The following is a 20434-nucleotide window of genomic DNA, read 5'->3' on the forward strand; positions in this document are numbered from 1 at the left end:
AAAAGAGATTAAGTGTTATCTATGAAAGACATCACTTAATCTCTATTTTTTTATGTTTTAATTATTCGGCAATTTCAAGTGCTATTTCCATCATTTGAGTAAATGAAGTTTGACGTTCTTCAGCTGTTGTAGCTTCATCTCTTAAAATGTGGTCACTAACAGTAAATACGCCTAATGCTTTTTTGCCAGCATGAATAGCATTTAAATATAAACCTGCTGATTCCATTTCAATACCTAAAATGCCCATTTTCTTCCATGCATCATTAAATTTATCATCTGCATTATAGAATGTGTCTGATGATAATACGTTACCAACATGTGATACAGCACCAATTTTGTCAGCTGCTTGTTTGGCTTTAGTAACTAAATCAAAGTCAGCAATCGGCGCAAAATGACCTGGAATGTGATACTGATCTACATAATTTGAGTTAGTTGAAGTGGCTTGTGCAATGATGACATCATATAAATTAACGTTTTCTTGCAAGGCACCACATGAACCTACACGAATGATTGTTTCAACATCAAAGAAATTGAATAATTCATAAGAATAAATTCCAATGCTAGGAATACCCATACCAGAACCCATTACTGAAATTTCTTTTCCTTTATAAGTTCCTGTGTATCCAAACATATTACGTACTTCATTAAATTGTCCAACATTTTCTAAAAAGTTATCTGCAATATATTTTGCACGAAGAGGATCTCCGGGCATTAATACAGTTTTAGCGATTTTTACTCCATTTGGTTGAATATGAGGTGTACCATTTGTCATTTGTCATCTTCTCCTTAATTACTTAATCATATTTAAGATAACATTTGTTTAATTTTTTTGCTAATTTTTGTACTATATATATGAAGGGTATGTTTATTGAATACATTCGCTTAACATAGAAAAATATAGAGTTTGTATTCAATGTAAATAAGTGAGGAGGACCTTTTAATGAATTATGCAAAATTTATAGATCATACACAATTAAAGCCTGAATCAACACGTGAACAAATTGATAAAATTATTAATGAAGCAAAAGAATATGGCTTCAAATCGATTTGTGTAAATCCAACACATGTTAAGTATTCAGCTGAACAATTAAAAGGAACTGACGTACTCGTTTGTACGGTAATTGGCTTTCCACTTGGTGCATCAACTAAAGAAGTAAAAGCGTTTGAAACTAAAAATGCCATTGAAAATGGTGCTTCTGAAATAGACATGGTTATTAATATTGGTGCATTAAAAGATGGTCGATTAGATGAAGTAAAGGATGATATTGAAAGTGTTGTAAAAGCATCAAATAGTAAAACAGTAAAAGTCATAATTGAAACTGTATTATTATCTGATGAAGAAAAAGTAACAGCTTGCAAAATTGCAAAAGAAGCTGGTGCAGACTTTGTAAAAACATCTACTGGTTTTGCTGGTGGAGGCGCTACAGCTTCTGATGTTAAATTAATGAAAGATACTGTAGGAGAAGCATTAGAAGTAAAAGCATCTGGTGGCGTTCGAAATTTAGAAGATTTTAATAATATGCTAGAAGCTGGTGCTACACGTATTGGAGCTAGTGCTGGTGTACAAATTATCCAAGGCTTAGAGTCTGATTCAAACTATTAAATCATTTCAGCAAAGTAAATCATATTAAATCAAGAAACAACCATCTAAAAGGAGGCTTTGTTTATGAGAATGATAGATATAATTGAAAAGAAACGTGACGGGTATGCATTAACAAAAGAAGAAATAGACTTTTTCATTAAAGGTTATACGAATGGCGATATTCCTGATTATCAAGCATCTAGTTTGGCAATGGCTATTTTCTTCCAAGATATGACTGAAGAAGAACGTGCAAATTTAACTATGGCGATGGTAAATTCAGGCGATGTCATTGATTTATCAAATATTGATGGAATTAAAGTAGATAAGCATTCAACAGGTGGTGTTGGTGATACTACTACACTAGTATTAGCTCCTTTAGTGGCTTCAGTAGGTGTACCAGTCGCGAAAATGAGTGGACGAGGATTAGGACATACTGGTGGTACAATTGATAAACTTGAATCAGCAAAAGGTTTCCATGTTGAATTATCAGAAGATGAATTTGTTAAACTTGTTAATGAAAACCAAGTAGCCGTTATGGGACAATCGGGTAATTTGACTCCTGCAGATAAAAAATTATATGCATTAAGAGATGTCACAGGAACAGTCAACTCTATTCCTTTAATAGCATCTTCTATAATGAGTAAGAAAATTGCGGCTGGTGCCGATGCAATAGTTTTAGATGTTAAAACTGGTAGCGGCGCATTCATGAAAACGATTGAAGATGCAGAAGCTTTAGCCCATGCTATGGTACGAATTGGAAATAATGTAGGTAGAAATACGATGGCAATTATTTCAGACATGAGCCAGCCACTGGGTAATGCTATTGGTAATGGTTTAGAATTAAAAGAGGCTATTGAAACATTAAAAGGTCAAGGTCCAGATGACTTAACGGAATTAGTACTTACTCTAGGATCACAAATGGTAGTACTTGCTAAACAAGCATCAACACTTGATGAAGCACGTGAATATCTAACACAATCTATTGAATCCGGTAAAGCATTGGAAAAATTTAAATCATTTATTAGTAATCAGGGTGGCGATGCTTCTATTGTCGATCATCCAGAAAATCTTGCTAATGCAAAATTTAAAATTGATTACGTTGCAAAACAAGATGGCTATATAACAGAAATGATTGCAAATGAGATAGGTGTTGCATCAATGATGTTAGGTGCCGGTAGACAGACTAAAGAAGATGTGATTGATTTAAGTGTTGGCATAGTATTAAATAAAAAAGTTGGCGACAAAGTCAAAGCCGGTGAATCTATATTGACGATTCATAGTAATAAAGAAAATATTGATGATATATTTGATAAATTGAATGAAAGTATTAGAATTGATAGTGAAAGTCATACACCAACATTAATTCACAAAATAATTACGGAGTAGGAGATGTAAATAATGACTACACCATTTAAAAGGGTTCATCTTATTGTAATGGACTCGGTAGGTATAGGAGAAGGACCTGACGCTGCAGCATTTAATGATGAAGGCTCACACACTTTAAAACATACACTTGAAGGATTTAATCAGTCATTACCTAACTTAGAAAAATTAGGTCTTGGCAATATTGATTCTTTACCAGTTGTCTCTAAAGTTGACCAACCACAAGCTTTTTACACAAAGTTAAGTGAAGCATCAGTTGGAAAAGATACAATGACTGGTCATTGGGAAATTATGGGATTAAATATTATGCAACCATTTAAAGTATATCCTAATGGATTTCCAGATGAATTAGTTGAAGAAATAGAAAGAATGACTGGTCGTAAGGTTGTTGCCAATAGACCCGCTTCAGGTACACAAATCATTGATGAGTGGGGAGAACACCAAATGAAAACTGGCGATTTAATCGTCTATACTAGTGCAGACCCAGTACTTCAAATTGCTGCACATGAAGATATTATCCCACTTGAAGAACTATACGATATTTGTGAAAAGGTTAGAGAATTAACAAAAGATCCTAAATATTTAATCGGTAGAATTATAGCACGTCCATATGTTGGTGAACCAGGTAACTTTACACGTACCTCTAATCGACATGACTATGCATTAAAACCATTTGGTAAAACTGTTATGAATTCATTGAAAGAAAACAATTACGATGTTATCGCTATCGGTAAAATTAATGATATTTATGATGGTGAAGGCGTTACAGAAGCTATTCGTACTAAAAGTAATATGGACGGTATGGATCAATTAATAAATGTAGTTAAAAAAGATTTCAATGGTATAAGCTTTTTAAATTTAGTTGACTTTGATGCGCTTTATGGACATCGACGCGATAAACCAGGTTATGCTCAAGCGATTAAAGACTTCGACGAAAGATTACCTGAACTCATCGAAAATTTAAATGAAGATGATTTAGTTATTATAACAGCAGATCATGGTAATGACCCAACAGCAGACGGCACAGACCATACGAGAGAATATATACCAGTATTAATGTTTAGTCCAAAAATTAAGGACTATCATGAATTACCAGGTGATACAACATTTAGCTCAATTGGGGCTACAATTGCAGATAATTTCAACGTAGAATTACCCGAATATGGAAAAAGTTATTTAAAAGAAATGGGAGTGGAACACGAATGAAATTATTAAGATGGACTTTAGGTTTAGTATTTGGATCAGCAGGTGTACTACATTTTACACATGAAAGAAATTTTAGAACGATTGTTCCTGATTATTTACCATTACAAAAGACAGCGGTTCTTGTCACTGGTGTATTTGAAATATTCTTTGGTGTAGCTTTATTAATTAAACGCCCAGCAAGTTGGTTGAAAAAAGGTATTAATTTATTCCTATTAGCAGTTTTACCAGCTAATGTTTATATGGCTAGAAAGAAATTACCACTAGGAGATAAACAAGTACCAGCATGGGCTTTATGGTTAAGACTACCTCTACAATTCGTTATTATGGGGTTAGTTAAAAAATTATAATAATAGCAATATGTAAAAAAAGACGTTATCCATTTTAGGATAACGTCTTTTCTTTATGATTAAGTTTATTATTTACCTTCTCCAAATACATCATGCCATTGGTCACGTTTATCTAAGAATGCTTGTGCAATTTCTTTTGCACCTTCAAGTGAATGGCTTGCAGCCCAACCACATTGAACTTCATTACATGCAGGAACTTCAGTTGCATTTAAAACATCGTTTAATGTTTTTTCAACTATGTTTAATACATCATCATAATCATCGTGATTAATGAATGATACATAGAAACCAGTTTGACAACCCATTGGACTTAAATCAACAACTTTATCTGTATGATTTCTAATATTTTCAGCCATTAAATGTTCTAAAGAATGTAATCCAGGCATTTCCATATGATCTTTATTTGGTTGTTTGAAGCGAATATCATATTTATTAATTTTATCGCCATTTAAGCCTTCCATAGTACCTGCTAATCTAATAAATGGTGCTACCACTTTAGTGTGATCTAAATTGAAACTTTCTACGTTCATTTTTGCCATTATATTACCCTCCTTGAATATACGTACAAACTTATTTAATGAATAACTAAATTGTAACAATACTATTTTGTTTTTACAATTTTAAGGTAAGAATGATTAATGGTTAAATTACAAGTTTGAATTGTAAGAAAATTGTGTAAACATTAATAAATGTAATGACATTTAAAAGTAAATCCGATAAAATGAGTAATAATTAATTGAACGATAAAGTTTATGGGTATCTTTAGAAAGATAGTGGATTAGTAGAATGGGAGTTAGGTAATATGAGCGAAAAGCAAAATATATTAGATTATATTGAAAATAATAAATACGAATATGTAGAAATGAGTCATCGCATACATGAAAGACCAGAACTAGGAAATGAAGAAATTTTTGCATCTAGAACATTGATTGATACATTAAAAGCAAATGGTTTTGAAATCGAAACTGATATTGCAGGACATGCTACAGGTTTTATAGCAACATATGAATCTGATAAAGAGGGCCCAGTGATTGGTTTCTTAGCAGAATATGATGCGTTACCCGGTTTAGGACATGCTTGCGGTCACAATATTATAGGAACTGCAAGTACATTAGGTGGTATTGCTTTAAAACAAGTTATTGATCATATAGGTGGTTCTGTAGTTGTTTTAGGTTGCCCAGCAGAAGAAGGTGGGGAGAATGGTAGTGCCAAAGCCTCTTACGTTAAAGCAGGCATTATAGATGATATTGATATTGCTTTAATGGTACATCCTGGCAACGAAACTTATAGAACGATTAATACACTTGCAGTAGATGTATTAGATGTGAAATTTTACGGAAAAAGCGCGCATGCATCTGAAAATGCAGATGAAGCACTTAATGCATTAGATGCAATGATTTCTTATTTCAATGGTGTAGCGCAACTTAGACAACATATTAAAAAAAGTCAGCGTGTTCATGGTGTGATTTTAGATGGCGGTAAAGCTGCCAATATCATCCCTGACTTTACACATGCACGATTTTATACAAGAGCTACTTCAAGAAAAGAGCTAGACGTATTAACTGAAAAGGTTAAACAAATTGCACGTGGAGCTGCTATTCAAACGGGTTGCGACTATGAATTTGGTCCTATTCAAAATGGAGTGAATGAACTTATTAAATCTCCTAAATTAGATGATTTATTTGAGAAATACGCAACTGAAATGGGAGAAGCGGTCATTGATGATGATTTTGGTTATGGTTCTACAGATACTGGTAATGTCAGCCATGTAGTTCCAACAATACATCCCCATATTAAAATTGGTTCTAGAAATCTTGTAGGTCATACGCATCGTTTTAGAGAAGCGGCAGCAAGTTTACAAGGGGATCAAGCATTAATTAAAGGGGCAAAAATTATGGCATTAATGGGTTTAGAATTAATAAATGATACGTCGTTATTCAATGAAATTGTTGAAGAACATCATCATATGAAGGGACATGTGAAATAATGAGTGAAAATGTATATAGTCCAAAATTAACTTTAAGTGATTTATACCAAGATAATGTAGTATATACTTCTAGACCTTCATACATTTCTAACCCATGGCTTAAACCTGATGAACATCAGTCTAATTTTTTAACAGGACGAGAATTACTTATTGCGAATCAGTTTCCCGTTATAGTACATGAAGCAAGTGTAACTGATAAGCTAGAGAAATTATTTGAAGAGGTAGGAAAACGTATTCCACCAAGTATTTATAAGTTTAGTGATCAACAAACATATGAATCATTAATTAAAAAATTAGCACATGAAGTAGGAAAAAAGATTTATTTTCAATATATACATGACGAAGATGTACTTGAAAAATCATACTACGCTTTAAACAAAGATGTATTTGTAGCTTTGAATAATAAAGCAAGAATACCAGAATGGACGAATGGTAAATATCTTCCTCAAAGAGAAATTATACTTATAGAGCAATTCGATGAAGCTATAGAACATTGGAATTATCCATTTGTTATTAAACCGGGAGACGATTTACCAACTGCTGGTGGATACGGAGTGATGATCTGTTATAATAATCAAGATTTAGCTAAGGCTAAAAAACGTATTAAAGATGCAACTGAAGCTACAGAACAATTAATCATTGAACAAAAAATTGAAGCTGTTCAAAATTACTGTGTTCAATTTGCTTATTCAGAAGATATAGGGATTCAATATTTAGGAACAGCTAGACAATTAACCAATGAATATGGCTTTTATAATGGTAATGAAAACGTTGAAGATGTACCACAACACGTCATTGATGCTGGTAGAGAGATTATGTCAATAGGAGTAAGTTTAGGTTTCTTCGGTGTGGCAGGGTTTGACTTGTTATTAGATGAACATAATGATGTTTACGCAATAGATTTAAACTTTAGACAAAATGGTTCTACTAGTATGTTATTACTAGCTGATGAATTAACTAATGGATACCATAAATTTTATAGTTACTTTTCTGATGGTAATAATGACCATTTCTTTAACACCATTCTTAAATACGTGAAAAAAGGTGTATTATATCCGTTATCTTATTACGATGGTGACTGGTATGGCGTCAATAAAGTCAATTCAAGATTTGGATGTATATGGCATGGTAAAGATAAAGCATATATTCAACAAATGGAAGAAGCATTTTTAAATGATTTAAAAGTTAAATAAAATAGCGACCCTTGAATTTTAAATACAATAGCTTAATTTTCAAGGGTATTTTATAAAAAAGAAACACTAATAATATCATTAATTAGTATAAATGATTAATCCAATCAATGAATAAGTACGGTATAGCATCATCGCTCTGTTGACTAACGAAAATGAGTCATTTAATATTTTTATTAAGTGATAAAATATAATATATGAATCGAGGGTGTAAAATGTCTTACAAAGAAGAACCATTTTTCAAAGAAATGTTAATTAATGAACATTTATATTTTGCTTCTAAAAATAAAAAAATAGTACGTTTAACGAAAAATGAACAATTATATGTAACTGTTTGGACTGATGATGAAACGGCGAAACAATATTTAAATGATAATGACATTAGTTATGATAAGATAGTGAAAATAGATTTAGACCGTTTTGTCGCATATGATTTAGATGAATTATTTGATGAAACAGATAAAGTACTCATAGATATAACTAATGAACAGAGTGGAAAACTAGTCAATATTTATGAAATTTCGAGAGAGTTAATGTCTGAACTTGATAAAATTAGAATTAAAGAATTTGTTAAAGATGTTGCTAAATATGACCATGTTTATGGTCTGACAAATAAAAGTGAAAAGAATTTTATCTTAATTGAAGATGATAGAGAAAATAAACCTCAAATTATGCCTGTATGGAGCTTGAAGAAAAGAGCGCAAAAAGTAAAAGAAGAAGATTTTGAAGAATGCGATTTAATTGAGATTGAGACAAGTGTATTTGACGACTGGCTTGATAAATTACGCGATGATGACAAAGCGGTAGGCATAGATTTAAAACCTGGTGTGATTGGTACAGTGGTATCCGCACAAAAACTATCAAATGAAATGACAACCTAATTGAATAGTATATTTGCTAAGATAAAAAGGAGTGAATTGAAATAAATAAGTTTCAATTCACTCCTTTTATGAGTTAATGATCTAATGTTAAATGTAAAGCACCTATAGCTCCAGAGAACGCACCATGCTCAATATAATAAGGTTTAAATCCTCTCAATACAGTATAATCTTCTATGACTTTAAGTAATAATGGGTTGTTATTAAATGAAGATCCTATGTAAACTACATTTTCTGTTTGATGTTCTCGAGCAACAGTAATTGCCATTGTGGTAATCACTTCGCCAACAACACCAACTACAGAAGCGAGTTTATTTTCAATTGAAAAATCTTCATTCACATGATGTAAGACATTTCCAAAATTAGCTGCAGTTAAGTCGCCAGGAATAGGGGGTTCACAATCTTTATAGATATGTTTTACTTTCAAGTCTATTGAATCCCTGTCACCATTTTGAGCTAAATCTGTTAATTGTTTATAATCTGTTACTTGGCTTAATAAATAACCTAAACCTTGTATCATTCCGCCACCAGTACCGATACCGCCTACGCGTTGTTGTTGCTCACCGTCATAATAATGAAGAGACGTACCTGTTCCAACATTAGCAAAAATATATTGATTGATGTCATGTCCTTGTTCATTTAGTAGAATTCCAAGCCCTTTTGAAGCAGCATCAAACTCAACATATATTTGTGTTGGTTTGGAGATGTGTTCTGCAATAATACTTGCTTGACCTCCAGTTAAGCTTAAACTTTCAAAATCGATTTCATTTAACCATTTTATTACTTTATCAATATTGACAGTTAATTCAGTGTGATATTCACGTTGGTGTTCAGATTCTTGAACGATTTTGATTAACGTTCCACCAGCATCGATTCCTATTTTCATATTACTCCCACCTCAAATCAAAAATGCATCACCCATAATAGTATAATAAATTAAACGAAATACAAGAGTTTATTTCATATTCAACTTAAAATACAAATTTATCAAACGTATTGCATTATTTATTAAGTTGAAGTTAGACCTATTAAATGAATTGTTTAATTAAGACAGTTATATTTAAAATGATAATTTAAGTGTAAGTAATTTCGATTAATATGAGAAATAGTATTACAATAGGGTAAAGTAATATATAATAAGTGAGTATTAAATGAATAGGGGATTGACTTATGACTACAAAAAAGCAATTTGAAGATATTACAATTCAAGTTTTTGAAGAGCGATACCGTGAAGATATATTAAATTTTGAATTGAGTGAAAGACAACAAATATATTCTTCCTTGCCTAAATCAGTATTAGAAGAGGCACTTAATGATGAAGACCGAGTTGCTAATATAGCTAAAAATAGCGAAGGGGAAGTTGTCGGTTTCTTTGTTTTACATCAATATTATCAACATGAAGGCTATGATACCCCAGAAAATGTCGTCTATGTACGATCATTATCAGTAAATGAGCGATATCAAGGGCATGGATACGGTACTAAAATGATGATGTATCTACCTCAGTATGTCCAAACACTATTCCCAGATTTTAACCACTTATATTTAGTGGTCGATGCTGAAAATCAATCTGCTTGGAATGTATATGAACGTGCAGGTTTTATGCATGCAGCTACTAAAGAGGAAGGGCCAATTGGAAAAGAACGATTATATTATTTGGACTTGGATTCTAAACATGTATCCTCTTTGAAACTAGAAGAAAATGAGTCTTCAGAAGAGGCGAATATTCATTTAATCAACTTACTTAAAGATGATGAAAAAGTTGGTTTCATAGGTATTGAACAAGTTGAAGACCGTATGCGTATTTCAGGCATTGAAGTAAATAAAACACATCGGAATGAAGGTATTGCTGAAAGCGCGTTAAGACAATTACCAACCTATATACGTAAACATTTTGATAATATTAAAGTATTATCCATTACACTATATGGAGAAAATAACGAATTAAGTCCATTATGTATTAATAGTAATTTTGTAGAAGTAGAACAAGCAGAAGATTATATTTTATTTGAAAAGTATATAAATTATTAACAGAGATTGCGTAAACACCGATTGTCATTTATAATTTATCTTTGTTACTATTAATTAATGAAATTTGACCAACTTATTTAAGATGAAAATCCTTTGAAAGGAAGTATTTTATAATGAAAATTAAAGATTACACAAAAGAAATGGTAGATGAGAAATCATTTATTGATATGGCTTATACGCTTTTAAATGAAAAAGGCGACACAATGAATTTATACGATATTATCGATAAATTTAGAGAATTAGGTAATTATGAATACGATGAAATCGAGAATCGTGTAGTACAATTCTATACTGATTTAAATACAGATGGTCGATTTTTAAATGTTGGTGAAAACCAATGGGGTATTCGTGATTGGTACTCAGTAGATGATATTGAAGAAAAAATCGCGCCAACGATTCAAAAATTTGATATTCTTGATGATGACGATGAAGAAGATAAAAACCTTAAATTATTAGGTGAAGATGAAGCGGATGACGATGATGATATTCCAGCAGTCACAGATGATCAAGAAACATTAAATGATCCTGAAGATGAACAAGTTGAAGATGATATTAATGAAAATGATATTGTCATTGACGAAGAAGATGAAGACGAAGATGACTTCGACGATGAGGAAGATGACGAAGAATATCAAAGTTAAATTTCTAATTGACTTTTATCCTAAAAATGATAGAATTTTATTTGGGCTCCTTTAAATAGGACACGTGTATAAATGTAATACGCTCCCCTTACTGATATGTGAGAGGGAGCTTTTTTTATTTTTAATTAAACAAGATTCCAATGAGGTAATTAATATTGTAGAATAAGTATTATTTAAAACGAATGATTAAATAGACTATGATATAAAACGAATCAAAGTAAATCGCACGTACACATCGTTCCTCATAAACTAAATACATACTTAATTTAAATGCTTTATTAAAAATTCAGGAGGTCAAATTATGACAAAGTTTATATTTGTAACAGGTGGCGTAGTTTCGTCTTTAGGTAAAGGAATTACTGCTGCATCATTAGGTAGATTATTAAAAGATAGAGGTCTTGAAGTTACGATTCAAAAATTTGATCCATACTTAAACGTTGATCCAGGTACTATGAGTCCATATCAACATGGTGAAGTATTCGTTACAGATGACGGTGCTGAAACAGATTTAGACTTAGGTCACTATGAACGTTTTATTGATATTAATTTAAATAAATATTCAAACGTAACTGCTGGTAAAGTATATTCTCACGTGCTGAAAAAAGAACGTCGCGGTGATTATTTAGGTGGAACAGTGCAAGTTATTCCACACATTACAAATGAAATTAAAGAACGTTTATTATTAGCTGGAGAAAGTACAAATGCAGATGTAGTTATCACTGAAATTGGTGGTACAACAGGTGATATTGAGTCTCTTCCATTTTTAGAAGCAATTCGTCAAATTAGAAGCGACTTAGGTAGAGAAAATGTTATGTATGTACATTGTACATTATTACCATATATTAAAGCTGCCGGTGAAATGAAAACAAAACCAACACAACATAGTGTTAAAGAATTGCGTGGTTTAGGTATTCAACCAGACTTGATTGTAGTTCGTTCAGAATATGAAATGACTCAAGATTTAAAAGATAAGATTGCATTATTCTGTGATATTAATAAAGAAAGCGTTATTGAGTGTCGTGATGCAGACTCACTTTATGAAATCCCGTTACAATTGAGTAAACAAGATATGGATGACATTGTCATCAAACGTTTACAATTAAATGCTAAATATGAAACTCAATTAGATGAATGGCAGCATTTACTTGATACTGTAAATAGCTTGGATGGTAAAATTACTATCGGTTTAGTAGGTAAATACGTAAGCTTACAAGATGCTTATTTATCAGTTGTTGAATCACTTAAACATGCAGGCTATCCTTTCAAAAAAGATGTCGTTGTTAAATGGATTGATTCAAGTCTTGTAACAGATGATAATGTTGAGAGTTATTTATCAGATGTAGACGGTATCTTAGTACCAGGTGGATTTGGCTTCCGTGCAAGTGAAGGTAAAATTTCAGCTATTAAATATGCACGTGAAAACAATGTTCCTTATTTTGGTATTTGTTTAGGTATGCAGTTAGCTACAGTAGAATTTGCACGTAATGTATTAGGTTTAGAAGGTGCACATTCAGCAGAGTTAGATCCAAGTACACCACATCCAATCATCGATTTATTACCAGAACAAAAAGATATTGAAGATTTAGGTGGCACATTAAGATTAGGTTTATATCCATGTGCAATTAAAGATGGTACGTTAGCACATTCTATTTACAATGAAAATAATATTGAAGAAAGACATCGTCATAGATACGAATTTAATAATAATTATAGAGAACAATTAGAAGCTAATGGCATGGTATTCTCAGGTACTAGTCCAGATGGTAGATTAATCGAAATGGTAGAAATTCCTGAAAAAGATTTCTTTATTGCTTGTCAATTCCATCCAGAATTCTTATCAAGACCTAACAGACCTCAACCAATATTTAAAGCTTTTGTTGAAGCATCATTAAAACATCAACAAAAATAATACGAAAAACATGACAGGACATAAATCTCAAAATAAAAGCACTAAGATGATTTATTTTAATCATCTTAGTGCTTTCTTTATACCCAATACTTCGTATTGTATGGCTTCGCATTCCGAGGGTACAGTTTCAGCCAGAAATACTACACAGATAAATCTGTGAGAATTTGTAAGGTCTTCAACTAGTACTGTTCCCTCAGGAGTCTTGCCATAAATACTACGTATTTATAAGTAACTTTACATTTAAAATACTAAAAAAGTAATTTCTATATTATTTCAATAGAAATTACCTTTTTTCACTTGTCGAAGAATTTTATGTTCAGCGTTTTTTTGATAAATATTTTATAATTCTAAATCACGTGTCATTTCGATCATTTGTGTATAAATGTCGTAATAAATGTAGTTAAACGCGATAGGGTGAGGTTGAACAATTTTATCGTAGTCTTCAGTGTAAACGATAGGTCTTGGGGTAGATAAATTGATGAAATGCATTAAATGCTCTGGAAAGTCATCACTTTTTGGGCGATTACATATAAGGACAAAATCAACATCTAAATCAATTAATTGTTGAACATCTTTTTCAACGTCATCGTTGTATGTAGGAGAAAATAAAAATACTCTATCAGTCGTATCTAAATCATTCATATGTTTTAAATCTGCTAATGCACGACTGGATTTTAATTTTTCATTACTATTCAATATAAAGTCTTCGTAAAATTTTAAATCTTCATATCCTTTAATATATACATGACCTTCGCCACCAATAGCTTGGACTAAGCATTGAGCTCCCATTTGTATATCTAAAGACTGTTTTTCGATCCTATCGAAGATGCCAATTAATTGTGTATTGAGTATTTTTGACATAATTAACCTCCATTCTATTCATTAAAATATTTTAAATAAACGTCTCATTGAATGCAATGATTAAAAATAATTTTAATTGTATACGTTTGCAAAATGAGATGTAGTAAGGATTGTGAAAATTGTAAATTTTAAATCATCTATTCGAATGCAATTAAGGATTAAGTTTGTTATAATGAGTTTGAAAAATACGTGCATAAGCACTCAAGGAGGAACTATAATGCCTTTAGTTTCAATGAAAGAAATGTTAATCGATGCAAAAGAAAATGGTTATGCAGTTGGTCAATACAACTTAAATAACCTAGAATTCACTCAAGCAATTTTAGAAGCTTCACAAGAAGAAAATGCACCAGTTATTTTAGGTGTATCTGAAGGTGCTGCTCGTTACATGAGCGGATTCTACACTGTAGTTAAAATGGTAGAAGGATTAATGCATGACTTAAACATCACAGTACCAGTTGCAATCCATTTAGACCACGGTTCAAGCTTTGAAAAATGTAAAGAAGCTATCGACGCTGGATTCACTTCAGTTATGATTGACGCTTCACATAGTGCATTCGAAGAAAATATCGAAATCACTTCTAAAGTGGTTGAATATGCTCACGAAAGAGGCGTATCAGTAGAAGCTGAATTAGGTACTGTTGGAGGACAAGAAGACGATGTAGTAGCTGACGGTGTTATCTACGCAGACCCTAAAGAATGTCAAGAACTAGTTGAAAAAACTGGAATTGATACTTTAGCACCTGCTTTAGGTTCAGTTCACGGTCCATATAAAGGCGAACCTAAATTAGGATTCAAAGAAATGGAAGAAATTGGTGCATCAACTGGATTACCATTAGTATTACATGGTGGTACTGGTATCCCAACTAAAGACATTCAAAAAGCAATTCCTTACGGTACAGCTAAAATTAACGTAAACACTGAAAACCAAATTGCTTCAGCAAAAGCTGTTCGCGATGTATTAAACAATGATTCTGAAGTTTACGACCCACGTAAATATTTAGGACCTGCTCGTGAAGCTATTAAAGCAACAGTTAAAGGTAAAATTAAAGAATTCGGTACTTCAAACCGTGCTAAATAATTAATATCAATGAACAAGCCATTAAACTTAGGTTTAATGGCTTGTTTTTTATGCTATAATTATTACGTATTTTATAAGGCAAACGTCATTTTTTAATAAAAACAAGTAAATCGCATGAGGTAAAAGTAAATAACATTTTAATCATATTTAATGGTGTATATTGAATAAAATGGCTATGATGGTTTAATATTTATGAACTATTTTACAAATAAAGTAAAACTATTTTATAATGCAAATAATGTAAAATTTTAATAAACGATAGAAACAAAGGAGATAAAAATATGGCTCAAGAAGTAATCAAAATTAGAGGTGGAAAGAAGCTTAATGGTGAAGTAGAGATAAGTGGTGCGAAAAATAGTGCAGTAGCAATTATTCCGGCTACTTTATTAGCTCAAGGGCATGTAAATTTAGATGGATTACCACAAATCTCTGATGTAGAAACACTTGTAAGCTTGCTAGAAGATTTAAATATTAAAACTAAATTAAATGGTAAAAAATTAGATATTGATACCACTGAAATAGAAAACGCGCCACTTCCAAATAACAAAGTTGAATCTTTAAGAGCTTCATATTATATGATGGGTGCGATGCTCGGTCGTTTTAAAAAATGCGTTATTGGTCTTCCGGGTGGATGTCCTTTAGGTCCCCGTCCAATTGATCAGCATATAAAAGGATTTAAAGCTTTAGGTGCTGAAATAGATGAATCAAGTAATACATCAATGAAAATTGAAGCTAAACAATTAAAAGGTGCAAATATCTTTTTAGATATGGTAAGTGTTGGTGCCACTATTAATATTATGCTAGCTGCAGTACATGCAGAGGGGCAAACGGTTATAGAAAATGCAGCAAAAGAACCAGAAGTAGTGGATGTAGCTAACTTCTTGATTAGTATGGGAGCACAAATTAAAGGAGCAGGTACAACAACAATTAAAATAACTGGTGTTGATACATTACATGGTACTGAATATCAAGTGATTCCTGACCGTATAGAAGCAGGCTCATATATGTGTATGGCAGCAGCTGCTGGTGAAGAAGTAGTCATCAATAATATAGTTCCAAGACACGTAGAAGCTTTAACTTCTAAATTAAAGGAAATGGGTGTCGATATTGAGTTGAACGACGAAAAGGTTATTATCAGAAAGAATGAACCTTACCAAAGCGTTGATATTAAAACATTAGTATATCCTGGTTTTGCAACGGATTTACAACAACCCATCACACCTTTATTATTTATGACTAAAGGGCCATCTTTTGTAACTGATACGATTTATCCTGAGAGATTTAAGCATGTTGAGGAGTTACAACATATGGGAGCGGACATTAATAAAGATAATGGTACTGCGACGATTAAACCTTCAAAACTTAAAGGAGCAGAAGTATATGCAAGTGACCTAAGAGCAGGGGCTTGCTTAATAGTAGCAGGTTTAATTGCCGAAGGTGTAACGACTATTTATAATGTGAAACATATTTATCGTGGCTATACACAAATCGTTGAGCATTTAAAACAATTAGGTGCAGATATTTGGACTGAAACTATTTAAAAAATGTGGTATAATTAATATACTTAAAATTATAAGCACTTATTTAAGTGCATTAGTATTAAGATATTAGAGTGAGAGGTGAATATCATGGAAGTTTGTCCTTATTTAGAAGAAACTTTTAAAATTTTAGGACGCAGTTGGAATGGCTTGATTATTAATTATTTATCAAGATGTGAAGATCAATCTGCACATTTTTCCGATTTGAAAAGAGACTTAAAAACAATCACGCCTCGTGCACTAAGTATAAAATTGACTGAATTAGGAGATTGGGGTTTAGTAGAAAAAAGAATAATTTCTACTAGTCCGGTTACTATTATTTATGAACTAACTGATAAAGGACGTTCATTAGCCGCATCTTTAAAACCAATTGAAGAATGGGCTCAAAATAATATAAATCTTGAACCAGAACCTGAAACTGTTAAATAGTACTTATAAATTGTACTACGTATAGTTTCTAAACCGTTAAAATACTTAATTGCATATAGTATTTGATGGTGTGATTGATTTTTGAAAGAGATTGGGACATAAACGTTTAGGATTAGAACAACATTATTGAGTGTTTGTTAAAAATCCTGCTTCGGAAAGCATTGATTGGTTGTCTGAAGTGTTGAACTTTTATGTCTCTATCTCTTTTTTTGTTACTTAATTTAAATAAAAAGTGAAAACAAAACAAATCAAGTTCAATTTAATATGATGAGCAGATATGTTTAACTTTTAATAAAAGTGGTTAGAATAGTTGTATAACAATTCTAAGGAGTGAAGTTTGATGAGACAATTCACTAAACAATATATAAATGGTGAATGGGTTGATAGTACTAGCGGTGAAACAATAGATGTAATTAACCCTGCAACTGAAGAAGTTATTGGCTCAGTAGCCAAAGGTAATGAAGAAGATGTCAACAAAGCTGTAGAAGCAGCTGATAATGTATATTTAGATTTCCGTCATAGTACGGTTGAATATAGAAGAGATTTATTAGATAAAATCGTTAAAGAATATGAAAATAGAAAAGAAGATATAATTCAAGCGATTACTGATGAATTAGGTGCACCATTATCAGTTTCTGAAAATGTACACTACCAAATGGGTCTTAACCATTTTACAGCAGCAAGAGACGCTTTAGATAATTTCGAATTTGAAGAACGTCGTGGTGATGATTTAGTTGTTAAAGAAGCGATTGGTGTGTCAGGATTAGTAACACCTTGGAACTTCCCTACAAACCAAACATCACTTAAACTAGCTGCAGCTTTTGCAGCAGGTAGTCCAGTAGTGTTGAAACCATCTGAAGAAACACCATTCGCAGCAGTAATTTTAGCTGAAATTTTCGATAAAGTAGGTATGCCAAAAGGCGTATTTAACTTAGTAAATGGTGATGGTGAAGGCGTAGGTAATCCACTTAGTGAACATCCAAAAGTAAGAATGATGTCATTTACTGGTTCTGGTCCTACAGGTTCAAAAATTATGGAAAAAGCAGCTAAAGACTTCAAAAAAGTATCACTAGAACTTGGTGGTAAATCACCATATATCGTATTAGACGATGTAGATATTGAAGCCGCAGCTAAAGCAACTACTGGTAAAGTTGTTAATAATACAGGACAAGTTTGTACTGCAGGTACACGTGTTTTAGTACCTAATAGTATTAAAGAAGACTTCTTAAAAGCGGTTAAAGAACAATTCAGTTCTGTTAAAGTAGGTAACCCTAGAGAAGAAGGTACTCAAGTTGGTCCTATTATTAGTAAAAAACAATTTGACCAAGTTCAATCATATATTGATAAAGGTATTGAAGAAGGTGCTGAATTATTCTATGGCGGCCCTGGTAAACCAGAAGGATTAGAAAAAGGATATTTCGCACGTCCAACTATTTTCATCAATGTAGATAATAATATGACTATAGCTCAAGAGGAAATCTTTGGACCAGTAATGTCAGTTATCACTTATAACGATTTAGACGAAGCTATTGAAATTGCAAATGATACTAAATATGGTTTAGCTGGATATGTTATTGGTAACGACAAAGACACATTACACAAAGTGGCTCGTTCAATTGAAGCTGGTACAGTGGAAATTAACGAAGCAGGTCGTAAACCAGATCTACCATTTGGTGGTTATAAACAATCTGGATTAGGTCGTGAATGGGGCGACTATGGTATCGAAGAATTCTTAGAAGTTAAATCAATCGCAGGTTATTATAAATAAATAAAGTTAAATCTGAATAAGGTTTAATATCAATCATGCCAATGTACAATATTGAAGAATATTTGTGCATTGGCATTTTTATATTAACTTTTCAAAAAATCATTTTGTATTTAAATTAAAAATTTGCTATAGTTATTCTAGTATTTAGAAGGTAATGAATTACATTAACGAAAAACTTTGAAATCATTTTCGTTCACTGTTCTATCATCATCTTTTTACCACAAAAAATAAGGAAATGGGTGCAAGTCTATGCCTGAAAGAGAACGAACATCTCCTCAATATGAATCTTTCCACGAACTATACAAGAACAACACTACAAAAGAACTCACTCAAAAAGCGAAATCTTTAAAATTAACTAATTACAGCAAATTAAATAAGAAAGAACTTGTACTAGCTATCATGGAAGCTCAAATGGAGAAAGATGGCAATTATTATATGGAGGGTATTTTAGATGATATCCAACCCGATGGTTATGGTTTCTTAAGAACTGTAAACTATTCTAAGGGTGAAAAAGACATCTACATTTCAGCAAGTCAAATTCGTCGATTTGAAATAAAAAGAGGCGATAAAGTAACAGGAAAAGTCCGTAAGCCAAAAGATAATGAAAAATATTATGGTTTGTTACAGGTCGACTTTGTAAACGATCATAATGCTGAAGAAGTAAAAAAACGTCCTCACTTCCAAGCGTTGACGCCTTTGTATCCAGATGAAAGAATTTTACTAGAAACAGAACCTAAGAATTATTCCACACGAATTATGGATTTAGTTACGCCTATTGGTTTAGGTCAACGTGGTCTTATTGTAGCGCCACCAAAAGCTGGTAAAACATCCTTACTAAAAGAAATAGCTAACGCAATTATTACAAATAAACCAGATGCTAAATTATTTGTTTTATTAGTAGGTGAAAGACCCGAAGAGGTTACAGATATTGAACGTTCTGTAGAATCTGCAGAAGTTGTACATTCAACGTTTGATGAACCACCTCAACATCATGTTAAAGTTGCAGAGCTATTATTAGAAAGAGCAAAGCGTCTAGTAGAAATTGGTGAAGATGTTATTATTTTAATGGATTCTATCACACGTTTAGCTAGAGCTTATAACTTAGTTATTCCTCCAAGTGGTCGTACTTTATCTGGTGGTCTTGATCCAGCTTCACTACACAAACCTAAAGCCTTTTTTGGTGCAGCTAGAAATATCGAAGCGGGTGGTAGTTTAACTATTTTAGCTACAGCACTAGTAGATACAGGTTCACGAATGGACGATATGATTTATGAAGAGTTCAAAGGAACTGGAAATATGGAATTACATCTAGACCGTAAATTATCTGAACGTCGTATTTTCCCTGCCATTGATATTGGTAGAAGCTCAACTCGTAAAGAAGAATTATTAATTAGCAAAGCAGAACTAGATACATTATGGCAACTTCGAAATCTATTTACTGATTCTACTGATTTTACAGAAAGATTTATTCGTAAGTTAAAACGTTCAAAAAATAATAAAGATTTCTTTGAACAATTACAAAAATCAGCTGAAGAAAGTACGAAAACAGGTAAACCTATTATTTAATGTTACAAAGGGTTGCGTTTTACATTAAATACTATTATAA

At 32.1% G+C, this 20434-nt stretch carries 19 protein-coding genes; 15 read left to right on the forward strand and 4 right to left on the reverse strand.

The window, feature by feature from the left end; all coding sequences use genetic code 11:
* Positions 1 to 61 precede the first annotated feature (61 nt).
* A complete protein-coding gene (gene deoD / locus N524_RS0107625) occupies positions 62 to 772 on the reverse strand; it encodes a purine-nucleoside phosphorylase (RefSeq protein WP_029056168.1) in 711 nt (236 codons plus the stop codon).
* 168 nt (positions 773 to 940) lie between these two features.
* On the opposite strand from deoD, the gene deoC reads away from it, so the two are divergent.
* The 4 genes from deoC to N524_RS0107645 all read left to right on the forward strand — a co-directional run bounded on the left by deoC (position 941) and on the right by N524_RS0107645 (position 4518).
* Positions 941 to 1603: a deoxyribose-phosphate aldolase gene (gene deoC, locus N524_RS0107630; protein WP_029056169.1), complete on the forward strand. Its 663-nt coding sequence runs from the start codon at positions 941 to 943 to the stop codon at positions 1601 to 1603.
* Positions 1604 to 1666: 63 nt separating this feature from the next.
* A complete protein-coding gene (locus tag N524_RS0107635; protein WP_029056170.1) occupies positions 1667 to 2968 on the forward strand; it encodes a pyrimidine-nucleoside phosphorylase in 1302 nt (433 codons plus the stop codon).
* Positions 2969 to 2980: 12 nt separating this feature from the next.
* Positions 2981 to 4171: a phosphopentomutase gene (gene deoB, locus N524_RS0107640; protein ID WP_017636798.1), complete on the forward strand. Its 1191-nt coding sequence runs from the start codon at positions 2981 to 2983 to the stop codon at positions 4169 to 4171.
* Positions 4168 to 4518, forward strand: coding sequence for a DoxX family protein (locus tag N524_RS0107645; RefSeq protein WP_017636797.1), 351 nt, complete (start codon positions 4168 to 4170; stop codon positions 4516 to 4518). The genes deoB and N524_RS0107645 overlap by 4 nt, the downstream gene beginning before the upstream one ends.
* 68 nt (positions 4519 to 4586) lie before the next feature.
* On the opposite strand, the gene N524_RS0107650 is transcribed toward N524_RS0107645, so the two are convergent.
* Positions 4587 to 5057, reverse strand: a complete 471-nt coding sequence (locus N524_RS0107650; protein ID WP_017636796.1) for an S-ribosylhomocysteine lyase — start codon at positions 5055 to 5057, stop codon at positions 4587 to 4589.
* Positions 5058 to 5320: 263 nt separating this feature from the next.
* Between N524_RS0107650 and N524_RS0107655 the strand changes: the two genes are divergently transcribed.
* From N524_RS0107655 to N524_RS0107665, 3 genes are all read left to right on the forward strand, one after another.
* Positions 5321 to 6505: a M20 family metallopeptidase gene (locus tag N524_RS0107655; RefSeq protein WP_017636795.1), complete on the forward strand. Its 1185-nt coding sequence runs from the start codon at positions 5321 to 5323 to the stop codon at positions 6503 to 6505.
* Entirely contained in the window at positions 6505 to 7698 is a 1194-nt protein-coding gene (gene ldmS / locus N524_RS0107660; protein ID WP_029056171.1) for an L-aspartate--L-methionine ligase LdmS, read from the forward strand. The genes N524_RS0107655 and ldmS overlap by 1 nt, the downstream gene beginning before the upstream one ends.
* Positions 7699 to 7910: 212 nt before the next feature.
* The gene (locus N524_RS0107665; RefSeq protein ID WP_017636793.1) at positions 7911 to 8576 is read left to right on the forward strand and encodes a DUF2750 domain-containing protein; all 666 of its coding nucleotides are present in this window, start codon (positions 7911 to 7913) and stop codon (positions 8574 to 8576) included.
* A 73-nt stretch (positions 8577 to 8649) separates the two neighbouring features.
* Here the strand turns inward: N524_RS0107665 and coaW are convergent, their stop codons facing one another.
* Entirely contained in the window at positions 8650 to 9459 is an 810-nt protein-coding gene (gene coaW, locus N524_RS0107670) for a type II pantothenate kinase (protein ID WP_029056172.1), read from the reverse strand.
* Positions 9460 to 9743: 284 nt separating this feature from the next.
* Between coaW and N524_RS0107675 the strand changes: the two genes are divergently transcribed.
* The 3 genes from N524_RS0107675 to N524_RS0107685 all read left to right on the forward strand — a co-directional run bounded on the left by N524_RS0107675 (position 9744) and on the right by N524_RS0107685 (position 13154).
* The gene (locus N524_RS0107675; RefSeq protein WP_029056173.1) at positions 9744 to 10604 is read left to right on the forward strand and encodes a GNAT family N-acetyltransferase; all 861 of its coding nucleotides are present in this window, start codon (positions 9744 to 9746) and stop codon (positions 10602 to 10604) included.
* A gap of 113 nt (positions 10605 to 10717) precedes the next feature.
* Positions 10718 to 11245, forward strand: a complete 528-nt coding sequence (gene rpoE, locus N524_RS0107680; RefSeq protein ID WP_017636790.1) for a DNA-directed RNA polymerase subunit delta — start codon at positions 10718 to 10720, stop codon at positions 11243 to 11245.
* Positions 11246 to 11546: 301 nt separating this feature from the next.
* A complete protein-coding gene (locus N524_RS0107685; protein WP_017636789.1) occupies positions 11547 to 13154 on the forward strand; it encodes a CTP synthase in 1608 nt (535 codons plus the stop codon).
* Positions 13155 to 13493: 339 nt separating this feature from the next.
* Here N524_RS0107685 and N524_RS0107690 read toward each other — a convergent pair whose 3' ends face one another.
* The gene (locus tag N524_RS0107690; protein ID WP_017636788.1) at positions 13494 to 14015 is read right to left on the reverse strand and encodes a DUF2529 domain-containing protein; all 522 of its coding nucleotides are present in this window, start codon (positions 14013 to 14015) and stop codon (positions 13494 to 13496) included.
* 217 nt (positions 14016 to 14232) lie between these two features.
* Between N524_RS0107690 and fdaB the strand changes: the two genes are divergently transcribed.
* The 5 genes from fdaB (at position 14233) to rho (ending at position 20394) form a co-directional block, all read left to right on the forward strand.
* Positions 14233 to 15093, forward strand: coding sequence for a class IIb fructose-bisphosphate aldolase FdaB (gene fdaB, locus N524_RS0107695; protein ID WP_017636787.1), 861 nt, complete (start codon positions 14233 to 14235; stop codon positions 15091 to 15093).
* 281 nt (positions 15094 to 15374) lie between these two features.
* Positions 15375 to 16634, forward strand: coding sequence for a UDP-N-acetylglucosamine 1-carboxyvinyltransferase (locus tag N524_RS0107700; protein ID WP_029056174.1), 1260 nt, complete (start codon positions 15375 to 15377; stop codon positions 16632 to 16634).
* Between the two features lie 87 nt (positions 16635 to 16721).
* A complete protein-coding gene (locus N524_RS0107705; protein WP_017636785.1) occupies positions 16722 to 17060 on the forward strand; it encodes a winged helix-turn-helix transcriptional regulator in 339 nt (112 codons plus the stop codon).
* A gap of 340 nt (positions 17061 to 17400) precedes the next feature.
* The gene (locus tag N524_RS0107710; protein WP_029056175.1) at positions 17401 to 18828 is read left to right on the forward strand and encodes an aldehyde dehydrogenase family protein; all 1428 of its coding nucleotides are present in this window, start codon (positions 17401 to 17403) and stop codon (positions 18826 to 18828) included.
* A 249-nt stretch (positions 18829 to 19077) separates the two neighbouring features.
* The gene (gene rho / locus N524_RS0107715) at positions 19078 to 20394 is read left to right on the forward strand and encodes a transcription termination factor Rho (protein WP_017636783.1); all 1317 of its coding nucleotides are present in this window, start codon (positions 19078 to 19080) and stop codon (positions 20392 to 20394) included.
* Positions 20395 to 20434: the final 40 nt, after the last annotated feature.

The sequence above is a fragment of the Staphylococcus sp. URHA0057 genome, assembly GCF_000620265.1.
GTDB lineage: Bacteria > Bacillota > Bacilli > Staphylococcales > Staphylococcaceae > Staphylococcus > Staphylococcus pasteuri.